Here is a 10,430-nt window from a genome sequence, read left to right as displayed (position 1 = left end):
ACCGCTCGCCGACATCTTCGCCGTCGACCTGACCGCCGCGACCAGCCGTTGCGCGCACTGCGGTCGCACCGGGCTCGTCGCCGGACTGCGGGTGTACGCGCGGGCACCAGGACTCGTCGCCCGGTGCCAGAGTTGCGGGCAGGTGATGATCCGCCTGGTGAACACGGCAGGAACGAACTGGCTCGACATGCGCGGCGTCACGGTACTGGCGATCCCCACGGGAGGCTGACCCACAGGCGCGGCGCTCTCCGAGCATGCACCGCTCGGAGAGTGCCCGTCGCGGGTACGTGCGCGACCCCGATCACCCGGCGCCGGGTCGGAAGACAGCTCTCAGGGCCGCCATCCGATGGGTTCCTGCTTCACTGCGCAGACGTCGAAGAACAGCTCGACGTCGTCGCCCGCGAACCATGCGCCCGCCTCGACGCCCGCGGTCCGCAGCGGGCTCCATTCCGATCGCTTCAGTACGGAGCGCCCCGCTACCGTCACGAGCTCCGGACCCTGTGGTCCATGGGCGCGTTCGTGGTGCACCGCGTCGACAATGAGCGGCTGCGTGATTCCCCTGAGCGACAGGTTTCCGACGAGCCGGAACAGACCCGCATGGTGGACTTCGGCCGAGGAGGACCAGAACGACACGAGCGGGTGCCGCCCGGCGTCGAGGAAGGCGGCTCCGCACATGCGCGCGTCCCGCTCCTCCGAACCGGTGTCGAGGCTCGACGCCGTCGCGTACACCGCGAACGCCGTCCGCTCAGGCCGCTCGCGGTCCAGGGTGAGCGTGCCCGCGACGTGCCGGAACACGCCGCGAAAGCCAGCACTCGCAAGGCTACGGGCGTGGAGACTGACGCTGCTGTCGTCCGGGTCGATGAGGTAGGTCGCGACGCCCGCTGCGCGCTCCATGGCGCGCGACCGGGTTCCTGTTCCGCTGGTCATATCGGCCTCCCTCATCGGTGCCACGTCGTTGACGATTAGCGGCGACGCCTCCGGCCCCCTTACTGGCTGTCTGCCTGCAGGCCGGGTCAGGGGTGCTGTCGGGAGGAGGACAGCCGCAGGATTCGCGGTGCATGTTGACCCGCTCGGTCGGGTTGAACGCGGCGACGGCGTCGTCGAGGGTCGACACGGTGCGTGCTGCGGCGGAGGCTCATTGCTGCCCTTCAGGGCGGCTACCTGCTGGCGCAGACGGCACGCGACGCCACACCGATGGCAATTTCGATCGACATGGCGCTCGCACACATCGAGAGCCTGTCTGACGGTTGTATTCCGGTACCCAAGTCACCCACAGGGAAGGCGACTTCAGATGACTCCCCGTTAGGTGGACTATATAGTCCAATCTGTGATACGTATCCGGTGCTGTGCTGGTTGACATGCTTAGTGATTGGACCATGAAGTCCGAGGTGACGAGTCTCAGCATGAGTGACAGCAGGGAGAGGAGTAGCTCGATGAGCAGCGAGGAGCAGGTGCCGGTGGCCGAGCGACTGATCGACAACATCGATCGAGGTCGCTTCGAGCTCTACCGTCACCATGACCTGGTCGGTTGGCTCTACTACACCCGCCTGAAGCCCAACCGGTACGCCCTTCGGCACACTGAGGTGGAGTCGAGTCATCATCACCAGGGGGTCGGGGGCACGCTGGTGGGGCGAGTCTTCGACGAGATCCGCTCCCGTGAGGGCACCGTCACCGCGATCTGCCCGTTCGTGGTCGACTACCTCTCACGAACCACCACCTATGCCGATCTGGTCGACCCCCGGCACCCGGGCTACACCGATCGCGCGGCCGCCGAGTCGGCGCTGACGGCACCTGACCCAGTGCCGGTGGTGTCAAAACACAGGTAAGAACCCGCGCCCCACGCGACACCAACCCACTGCTCGAATGAACGAGGGAGCCTCGGCTGCCAACTGGTCGCGCGGTTCAGGCCCGATGCCCAAACCGGCGACGCGCGACCCGGGCAAGGTCGCACTGTCATCACGCCGTCTACTCGACCGGGGCGATCAGGCGACTCGCGCCGGAGGACGTCCTCGGCCTGGTCTCCTACCTCAAGGAACACATGGGCAAGGAGCACGCGGGCTGATCGCACGGGCTCGGAGCGTCGGCCGGTTCACTCACCGCGGCGGGACGCGGTCAGGAGCCCGACGGCCTCGCACTGGACTCCGTGCCGGCCCTTACCCGATGTGGACCTACGAGCGGAGAACAACATGCGGGAGATCGTGATCGTCGGTGGAGGCTATGCGGGTTTCTACACTGCCTGGCGCCTCGAGAAGACGCTCCGCAGGAGCGAGGCACGGGTCACGGTCGTCGACCCACGCCCGTACATGACCTACCAGCCCTTCCTGCCCGAGGTGACGGCCGGATCGGTCGAGGCACGTCACGCGGCCGTCTCGTTGCGGCGCCATCTGCGTCGTACCCGGCTGATCGCTGGTTCGGTGACCGAGATCCGCAATGCCGGCCGGACTGTCACCGTGCGACTCGCGAACGGCGCCGACCAACGGCTGCGCTACGACGTCCTCGTGGTCACCGCCGGCGCTGTCACCCGCACGTTCCCCGTACCCGGCGTCGCGGAGCAAGCGATCGGTCTGAAACACGTGGAGGAGGCGGTCGCCATTCGCGACCGACTGATGACCGCGTTCGACCAGGCGGGGTCACTGCCCCCAGGACCCGAGCGGCGTAAGCTGCTCACCGTCACGTTCGTGGGCGGAGGCTTCTCCGGTGTCGAGGGCTTCGGCGAGCTGCTGTCGCTCGCGACCGCGATGCTCAAGTCCTACCCCGAGCTGAGCGTCGACGATCTGCAGTTCCATCTGGTCGAGGCACAAGGCCGCATTCTTCCCGAGGTGGGGAACAAGGCCGGTGCCTGGGTGGTCGACTCCCTGGAACGGCGTGGCGCACGCGTGCATCTGAACACCCAGCTCATGTCCGCCGAGCACGGACACGTTGTCCTCTCCGACGGAGAGGAGTTCGACTCGGCGCTCATCGTCTGGACGGCCGGCAACGCCTCCAACCCGGTTGTGCACAACCACACGGATCTACCGGTCGACGAGCGTGGTCTGCTCATGGTCCGCCCCGATCTGCGCGTGGGCACCGACAGCGAGCCCGTGCCCGGTGTGTGGGCGGCCGGAGACGACGCGGCCGTACCCGACCTGGCCTCCCCTGTGCCGGGGGCATACACGGTGCCGAACGCCCAGCACGCCGTGCGGCAGGCCAAACGTCTCGCGAAGAACATCGTGGCGAGCCTGCGGGGAGGCAGCCTCCGGCATTACCGCCACAGCAGTCTCGGCGTAGTGGCGACGCTGGGACTGGGACGGGGCATCTTCCAGTACAAGCGCATCGTGATCAAGGGGTTTCCGGCTTGGCTGATGCACCGTGGCTATCACGTCCTGGCCGTGCCCACCTGGGAGCGGAAGGTCCGCGTTCTCTCGGTCTGGTTCACGGCGGCACTGTTCGGCAGGGACCTGGTCTCGCTGCTCTCCGTGCAGCATCCGCGGAAAGCCTTCGTCAACGGTGGCGAACCGGACCGTTCCGACGCGAGCGAGGCGCACCCCCAGCCTTCGCGCCGGCCGGCCGTAAGCTCGGCGCCGCCGAACAACAGAGCCTAGTTCGAAGGAAGTTGGACGAGGCTACAACTGGATGAGGCCCTCGTCGCTGAGCCGGGCCACGACGCGCTCAACTGGGCGAGATCGTGCAGCGGCTACGGGACGGTCGACTGCGGACCAACATCGACAGCTCCACGGCGGCATCGATCCTGCATAGATGAGCTGTAGATCAACGCCGCAATAGCATTCGCGTAGGAACAACTTACTGACCGGCCCGGCGCGCTCGCCCGGTCGTCGGAAATTAGGAGGACATCGTGAGCAGTGCTGACTCCACGGTGCAACAGGATGCTCGAGAAGCGCTTTTCGAGGCCATCGCGTCTCAAGCCCGACAGCAGGCGGAGCACAAGGATCATGGAGCGGTCGCAGCGGCCTTGAAGGACCTGGCAGAGGCGTATGCCTGGGCTGCGAACCAGCACGAGAGCACCGGCAATCAGTGAAGATTGCCGCCCATTTCAAGGGTTGATCTCTCACGCCGAACAGGGCGCGGAGCGACGCCCGTCTCACTTGTTCTCACGCGGGAGAAATGATGTCTGAAGGCACTGGCGACGATGAGTGGGGTCCTCACACACCGGATGCGGTTCTCCACACGGGAGCGGAAGAATTGCCCGACCCGGAAGACGTAGTACTGGCATCCGGCCACGACATCACGCCGGAGAGGCTTGAACAGGCACGCCGCCTTCTCGAGGAAGAGGGCGCTGCCGGTGTGGAGAAGTTGCTCCCCTGACGAACGTCATTTACGGCCCCGTGAGTGACCTCCCACAAGCCATCTGCAAGACGGCCCGGATGCCAGCCGTCCCCATCGTCCGCAAAGAGACGTAAGGAATCCGCGGGCCTTGCAGCTAACAGCACGATCCAAGTGCTCTGACCCGTCGGCTCGAGACGGCGGAATTCACAGGAGGGCGGCACGGCAATGGCAAACGAGAAGGCGATTCTGGCGGGCGGATGCTTCTGGGGCATGCAGGAGCTCTTTCGCGCCCTGGACGGCGTGGTCTCGACGCGCGTCGGCTATACGGGTGGCGAAACGGCGAACCCGACCTACCGCAACCACGGAAGCCACGCGGAGGCCATCGAAATCACCTACGATCCTGCCCGGATTGACTACCGGGCTCTCCTCGAGTTCTTCTTCCAGGTGCACGACCCCACCACGCTGAACCGGCAGGGCAACGACGTCGGTCTCAGCTACCGGTCCGCCATCTTCTCTCTCGGTGAGGAACAGCGGCGCATCGCCGAGGCCACGATCGCCGAGGTGGACGCTTCGGGCCTGTGGCCGGGGAAGGTCGTCACGGAGGTGATGCCGGCCGGGGCCTTCTGGGAGGCCGAACCTGAGCATCAGGACTATCTGCAGCGCTATCCGAACGGGTACACCTGCCACCGCATCCGCCCGGAGTGGCGGCTGCCCAAGGCGTCGTAGTCGGCCTCGTGGCTGCTGATCCCGGCAACCTTGTCGTTCCTCTCCGGTTCTTGCCGCGAAGTAAGGGAGCGGCGGCACATGACGCGAAATCCCAGAAGGGCTGATCCAGCTACGCCACTTGGGAGGCAGCCATGCCGGAATACACCAAGAGTCCTGAACGCCTCGCGCAACTCACAGAACTGCAGTACCGCGTAACCCAGCAGGACGAGACGGAACCCTCCTTCGCCAACGCCCTCTGGGACAACAAGTCTCCCGGCATCTATGTGGACATCGTGTCGGGAGAGCCCCTGTTCTCCTCCGTGGACAAGTACGACAGCCGCACAGGGTGGCCCAGCTTCACCAAACCCCTGGAGTCCGGTCACGTTGCCGAACGACCCGACACCAGTCACGGAATGGTCCGAGTCGAAGTGCGGTCGGTGAACGGAGACAGCCACCTCGGGCATCTGTTCCCTGACGGCCCCAGTGACAGGGGCGGCCTCCGGTACTGCATCAACTCGGCCTCCTTGCGCTTCATCCCCGTCGCGGAACTCGAGAAGGAGGGCTACGGCCAGTACTTGAGCATGTTCCAGGTGCCGGACCGGAGCGCCGCCGAAGCAGAGTGAGTGGCCGGGCAGGCGGTTCGCGCATGGCTGCCCGGCCACCACCGCCTCGCACCGCCACAGCTCGCACAACGCCCGCCTGGGCCCATGGGAGGTCCCCGAAGTGAACAAGAAGCTCAACGGCGTTTCAGCCGAAGACGGCGCACCCGTACCGGCCGAGGAGATTCCCGCCGCTCTCACCGCAGGCCGGCTCGTCTACACCGACGGAGCGACGCAGACCTTCGACTCCGACGGCACCACCCGCTACGTCGAGGGCGGACGGGAGACCGAGGGAACGTGGTTCGTCGACGACACCGGGCACTTCTGCTCGTTCTGGCCGCCGTCCTACCGGGCCTCCTACGACCTGCGCTGGGTGGTGGAGGGGGGAGAGGCTGTCGGCCTCCGGTTCTCGGATCTGCGAAGCGGAAGCCGCTTCGAGGGCCGATACCAGTGAACGGTGGAGACGTTGCTGGAGGAAGTGCGGGATCTTCACCAGAGTCCGTGGCGGCCCGCGCACACGGACCGCGCACAGGGCCGGCAGCGAGTGTCGGCAACTGTCGGGAGAGGGAGGGCACATGGCCGATGAGACGTCGGCACCGACGCCGCCGACGGTTCTGTGCCCTCTCACCAGCGCGGCGATCTTCCTCGTCGTGACGATTGACCCCGGCGGGGAAGCGGTGACCCGTGACGTACTGTCCGACCTGAACTCCCTGCAACGGTCTGTGGGCTTCCGCGCCGAACCCGAGGGCAGGCTCAGCTGCGTCACCGGTATCGGCTCGGAGGCGTGGGACCGGTTGTTCGCCGGTCCCCGTCCGGCGGACCTGCATCCGTTCCGTGAGCTGAACGGCCGGGTGCACCGAGCGGTGTCGACACCGGGCGACCTGCTCTTTCACATACGAGCCGCACGCCTCGACCTGTGCTTTGCCCTCGCTTCGGAGATCATGAGCCGGCTGGGGAAAGCGGTGACCGTACGCGATGAAGTGCATGGCTTCCAGTACTTCGACAAGCGTGATCTGCTCGGCTTCGTCGACGGCACGGAGAACCCGACAGGCGCGGCGGCGAGCGCCGCCGTCCTGGTCGGGGACGAGGACCGCGAGTTCGCCGGCGGGAGTTACGCGATCGTGCAGAAGTACGTGCACGACCTGGCCGCCTGGAACACCTTGCCCGTCGAGGCGCAGGAGAAGATCGTCGGCAGGACGAAACTGTCGGACATCGAACTGGACGACAGCACGAAGCCGGCCGACTCACATGTCGCCCTCACCACCATCACCGGTGCCGACGGCACAGAACGCGAGATCCTCCGGGACAACATGCCCTTCGGAACCGTGGGGCGTGGCGAGTTCGGCACGTACTTCATCGGCTACGCCCGTACCCCGGGGGTGACGGAGGCAATGCTGGAGCGGATGTTCCTGGGCACGCAGGACGCTGCGCACGACCGGATTCTGGACTTCTCCACCCCTGTCACGGGATGCCTCTTCCACGTCCCCACGGCGGACTTTCTGGACGACCTGCCCGCACCACCCGGCGTGCGATCGGGGGCCCTGGGCGCCGATGTCCACACCGTCGTCGCGAAACCCGAGAGTCAACCCCGTTCATCCGACACCTCATTGAGGATCGGCAGCATGAAGCGGAGCGCGTCCCGATGAACAATCTGCACCGTGACCTTGCTCCCCTCTCCGCCGCCGCGTGGAGCGATCTGGAGGAGGAGGCTCGCCGCACCTTCACAGCGCACGCTGCGGCACGGCGCATCGTCGATGTCCCCGAGCCGGGCGGAGTCGAGTTGGGAGGTGTGGCGACGGGGCACCTCGACAGTGTGGAGACCCCTGCCGATGACGTCGTCGCCCATGTGCGCCGTTTCCAGCCGTTGGTCGAGCTGCGCGTCCCGTTCATCGTCGACCGCCGCCAGATAGACGATGTCGCGCGCGGGGCCAAGGACGCTGACTGGCAGCCCGCCAAGGACGCTGCCCGGCGACTCGCACATGTGGAGGACCGGGCCGTCTTCGAAGGGTACGCGGCCGCCGGCATCGCCGGTCTGCGGGAAAGCTCCTCCAACTCACCGGTGAAGCTGCCCGCCGACGTGCGCGGCTACCCGGACGCGATCAGCCAGGCGGTCTCCGCTCTGCGGCTGGCAGGTGTCGACGGCCCGTACTGTCTTGCGCTGAGCGCCGAGGCGTACACGGCGGTCAGCGAGACCTCCGACCACGGATACCCGATCATCAAGCACATCGCCAGGTTGCTCGACGGGGACATCGTCTGGGCGCCCGCCATCGACGGCGCCTTCCTGCTCTCGACTCGCGGCGGCGACTTCGAGATGCACCTCGGCCAGGACGTGTCGATCGGCTACCTCTCGCACGATGCGACCACTGTCAGCCTGTACTTGGAGGAGACCCTCACCTTTCTGGTGCACACGAGCGAGGCGGTCGCAGCCCTCGTGTCGCAGCCGACCGGCACATGACGGGTGAAACGCCGGTCGGCCGCAGCCGGTGACAACCACCGCCAGGGCCTGGCTACTACATGCCAGGGCCCGGCAGTGATCCGGTCACTCCTGCGGGTGTTCGGTGAGTCCCGGCCATTCGTCCGGCCCGCCTCCCTGCCACTCGATGTGGTCACTCTCCTCGACGTCGATCTGATCGAGGTCGGCAAGTCGGAGGATCTCGACGACGTCGTCCAGATGGGACGCCACTCCCAGGATCACGTCACCCTCGGTGACCCGGCGGGAGCCGTCCAGCGCCGGGGTGTGCACCACGATGTGCGAAAACCGGTGCGATGCCTGCGTCATGACCAACCTCGTTGTTTCTGATGCGCTTGGAATGGGGCCTCCTTGTGCGGCCCGCCGAGCATGCGGCGCTGCGTGCACCTCATCCACCTGGCTGCGCGTTCTCGCTCCTGATGTCTCCGGCTGCCTCGGCCTCCTCGGCCGCGATGTCCTCGGCGATGGCGAAGACCCGATGCAGGCTCGCTGAAGGGATCACGACGCCGCCGGCGCTGTCCATGTGGACGTAGTCGCCGGGTTTCACGCAGACGCCGCAGACCTCGACGGCCACTCCGTACGCGAAGGGCATGACCGTGTCGCCGCCCCAGCGGACCGCTTCTCCCGTGCACCAGGTGGCGAAGCTGTACCCGCGCAGCTGGTCGAAGTCCCGCAGCCGGCCGTCGGCCAGGACACCGGCGAGGCCGGCGCCGTCCGCCCTGGCCAGCTTGGTGCCCCCGCCGTGCGACACCTCGGGATGGCCGCCGCTGGAGAGCACGAGCACTTGGCCCACGGCGGGCTCTTGCTCGAGTGCCCCGTAGAAATAGTGCTTGAAGTCGCGGACCGTTCCCGCCAGGTCGTCACGGAAGGGCAGGTAGGAGATGGTGGCCGCGGGTCCGAAGAGGGGGCGAAGTGGGTCGGGGCTCGACATGGCGGGAATGTGGGCCCGGTGGCCGTGGACACGGCCCACGGCGTCGACGAGCGTGGCACATCCCAGGCGGGCAGCCCTTGCGGCCAGGGCGTCGTCCTCCATCTGCTTCCTTTCGCAAGGCCACCGGCCCCGAGCGGTGGGGGAGTTGGGCATGAACCTGTGACGCAGCAGTCCAACAAGTCCGAGCACATGGCTCGCAGCGCACAGCACCCAGCCCGGCGCCGGTGCGGCACTTGTGTCAGCGCCCTTCCACTACGTGTTCTTACCGACCGGTCTCAGAACCGGTCGGTATCGGCCGCAGTGACGCTGGGGTGTGAGAAGCCAGTACCTCTACTGCCCGTCGACTTCGCGTCGATCGGTCGAGCCCAGCCAGGCGTGAGGCGCCGACAACGGCCAACATACGGAGCTGTGGACGTCGGTTCGTGGATCCGGCGTCCACCGCACGTCTACAGGTGTTCCGCGGCGACGGCACGGCGGACAACACTGGCCGCTCTACCGGTACTTGAGAGAAGGACGACTCAGTGACACTTGGTCTGCCTGCCGCGATACGGGCCTGTCTCTTCGACCTCGACGGCGTGATCACTGATACGACCTCCCTGCACGCCGCCGCGTGGAAGGAGGCGTTCGACATGTTGCTGCAGCAGCACGAGGGCGAGGGGTTTCGCCCGTTTGCCGCGGACACCGGATACGACGAGTTCTTCGACGGCCGGTCGAGCGCCGAAGGTGTGCGGTGCTTCCTGTCCTCGCGCGGGATCCAACGGCCCGACGGCAGCCCTGACGACCCTCCGGGCCCGGACACCGTGTACGGGCTGGTCCGCTGGAAGGACAGCCTGTTCGAGGCCAGGACCCGGTCACAGGGGGTTCATGTGCACCAGGACACCATGGCCTACGTCATGGCGGCCCGTGACAGCGGGCTGCTCACCGCTGTGGTCACCTCCAGCGCCAACTGCCGCGAGATCCTGCGGGCGGCGCGTATGGAGACACTCTTCGACGCGTGGATTGACGGCGTGGTGGCCGCGAGTCGGAACCTGCGCGGCAAGCCTCACCCCGACACATTCCTGGCAGCTGCCCGCGATCTGGGCCAGCACCCTGCACAGTGCGCGGTATTCGAGAACGCGCAGGCAGGCATGGACGCCGGACGATCGGGTCACTTCGGGTGGGTGGTCGGCGTCGCCAGGACTGTCCGCGCCGGCGCGTTGTACGCGCATGGCGCCGATGTGGTCGTCAAAGACCTGGGAGACCTGACCGGTACGCCTGGTCCGCGCCCTCGGCCGTGATCGGCCACCCCTCCTGAAACCGATGCACTGTGAGTCATGTGCACTGAGAGTGTGCCCGCACGCTCTTCGGCGGCCGAGTCGCGGGCCGGGTCGAAAAAAGGACCTTGAAGTCCTTTTCGAAACATGCTACGGTCCGCGGCGGTAACCTGGCTATTGTGGCGGAACAGGCACGCGGCGAAAACGGG

At 66.8% G+C, this 10,430-nt stretch carries 13 protein-coding genes; 10 read left to right on the top strand and 3 right to left on the bottom strand.

Features of this window, described 5'->3' with window-relative positions:
- Positions 1–229, top strand: a 229-nt coding sequence (locus tag MQN93_RS43350; protein WP_242713865.1) for a DUF6510 family protein, incomplete at its 5' end; no start/stop codon positions are given.
- Between the two features lie 101 nt (positions 230–330).
- Here MQN93_RS43350 and MQN93_RS43345 read toward each other — a convergent pair.
- Positions 331–927 carry a YceI family protein gene (locus MQN93_RS43345; protein WP_242713864.1) on the bottom strand — a complete coding sequence of 199 codons (597 nt, stop codon included), beginning with the start codon at positions 925–927 and terminating at the stop codon, positions 331–333.
- A gap of 506 nt (positions 928–1,433) precedes the next feature.
- On the opposite strand from MQN93_RS43345, the gene MQN93_RS43340 reads away from it, so the two are divergent.
- The 8 genes from MQN93_RS43340 to MQN93_RS43300 all read left to right on the top strand — a co-directional run bounded on the left by MQN93_RS43340 (position 1,434) and on the right by MQN93_RS43300 (position 8,022).
- The gene (locus MQN93_RS43340; protein WP_242713863.1) at positions 1,434–1,826 is read left to right on the top strand and encodes a GNAT family N-acetyltransferase; all 393 of its coding nucleotides are present in this window, start codon (positions 1,434–1,436) and stop codon (positions 1,824–1,826) included.
- Between the two features lie 360 nt (positions 1,827–2,186).
- Positions 2,187–3,581, top strand: a complete 1,395-nt coding sequence (locus MQN93_RS43335) for an NAD(P)/FAD-dependent oxidoreductase (RefSeq protein ID WP_242713862.1) — start codon at positions 2,187–2,189, stop codon at positions 3,579–3,581.
- 251 nt (positions 3,582–3,832) lie between these two features.
- Positions 3,833–4,015, top strand: a complete 183-nt coding sequence (locus tag MQN93_RS43330; RefSeq protein WP_158693296.1) for a hypothetical protein — start codon at positions 3,833–3,835, stop codon at positions 4,013–4,015.
- Positions 4,016–4,488: 473 nt separating this feature from the next.
- Positions 4,489–4,989 carry a peptide-methionine (S)-S-oxide reductase MsrA gene (gene msrA / locus MQN93_RS43320; RefSeq protein WP_242713861.1) on the top strand — a complete coding sequence of 167 codons (501 nt, stop codon included), beginning with the start codon at positions 4,489–4,491 and terminating at the stop codon, positions 4,987–4,989.
- A 131-nt stretch (positions 4,990–5,120) separates the two neighbouring features.
- Positions 5,121–5,591, top strand: a complete 471-nt coding sequence (gene msrB / locus MQN93_RS43315) for a peptide-methionine (R)-S-oxide reductase MsrB (protein WP_242713860.1) — start codon at positions 5,121–5,123, stop codon at positions 5,589–5,591.
- Between the two features lie 100 nt (positions 5,592–5,691).
- Positions 5,692–6,021, top strand: coding sequence for a hypothetical protein (locus tag MQN93_RS43310; RefSeq protein ID WP_242713859.1), 330 nt, complete (start codon positions 5,692–5,694; stop codon positions 6,019–6,021).
- Between the two features lie 121 nt (positions 6,022–6,142).
- Positions 6,143–7,213 (top strand): Dyp-type peroxidase, encoded by a 1,071-nt coding sequence (locus tag MQN93_RS43305; protein WP_242713858.1) that lies wholly within the window; start codon positions 6,143–6,145, stop codon positions 7,211–7,213.
- The gene (locus tag MQN93_RS43300) at positions 7,210–8,022 is read left to right on the top strand and encodes a family 1 encapsulin nanocompartment shell protein (RefSeq protein ID WP_242713857.1); all 813 of its coding nucleotides are present in this window, start codon (positions 7,210–7,212) and stop codon (positions 8,020–8,022) included. The genes MQN93_RS43305 and MQN93_RS43300 overlap by 4 nt, the downstream gene beginning before the upstream one ends.
- 84 nt (positions 8,023–8,106) lie before the next feature.
- Here the strand turns inward: MQN93_RS43300 and MQN93_RS43295 are convergent, their stop codons facing one another.
- Positions 8,107–8,346 (bottom strand): hypothetical protein, encoded by a 240-nt coding sequence (locus tag MQN93_RS43295; protein WP_242713856.1) that lies wholly within the window; start codon positions 8,344–8,346, stop codon positions 8,107–8,109.
- Between the two features lie 79 nt (positions 8,347–8,425).
- Entirely contained in the window at positions 8,426–9,070 is a 645-nt protein-coding gene (locus MQN93_RS43290; protein WP_242713855.1) for an RraA family protein, read from the bottom strand.
- A gap of 419 nt (positions 9,071–9,489) precedes the next feature.
- Between MQN93_RS43290 and MQN93_RS43285 the strand changes: the two genes are divergently transcribed.
- Positions 9,490–10,245, top strand: a complete 756-nt coding sequence (locus MQN93_RS43285; protein WP_242713854.1) for an HAD family hydrolase — start codon at positions 9,490–9,492, stop codon at positions 10,243–10,245.
- Positions 10,246–10,430 lie beyond the last annotated feature (185 nt).

It is taken from the genome of Streptomyces spinosisporus, assembly GCF_022698145.1.
In the GTDB taxonomy this organism is placed as follows: Bacteria; Actinomycetota; Actinomycetes; order Streptomycetales; family Streptomycetaceae; genus Streptomyces; species Streptomyces spinosisporus.
This window is presented reverse-complemented; position numbering and strand designations above follow the sequence as displayed.